1 protein-coding gene is annotated in these 443 nt (G+C 63.7%); it reads right to left on the reverse strand.

Annotated elements, in window-relative coordinates:
- Positions 1–54: 54 nt before the first annotated feature.
- Positions 55–443, reverse strand: a 389-nt coding sequence (locus AC30CM_RS27080) for a MobC family plasmid mobilization relaxosome protein (protein ID WP_490119988.1), incomplete at its 5' end; no start/stop codon positions are given.

Raw genomic sequence — 443 nt, forward strand, 5'->3', positions numbered from 1 at the left:
CCCAGCAGATAGTCCACCGGCCCGGCGCCACCGCCGCGACCGCGTGGATGAAATTTAACGATCATCGTCCGTTCCTTTCTCAAGAACAGCGTGCCGCAGCCGCTCAAGCCCGGCATCGATGGCCATCAGCGCCGCCACAATCTGTACCCTGTCATGGCCGGTGCCGCCGCCGGCGTTAACACGGCGGGCTATCTGGTTCAGGTTATTGCCCATGCCGGCAAGCTGGCGCAGCAGCGCCGGCGAGATTGAGGGAAGCTTTCCGGAACGTGCTGGCTTTTCGTCCAGGCAGGTCTGCCTCATCCACGCTGCCAGCTGCCTGCCGTCGCAGCGCTCGAGCAGCCGCCGGTGCTCGTCCTCCGTCACCCACATGGTGAGCATCTTGTTCAGTTTCTCTGACAAACCGGCCTCCTGATAACGCCGGGACGGACGGGAAAGGCTTTCCC

The organism is Mycobacterium sp. DHQP2018-32-09 (genome assembly GCF_058148405.1).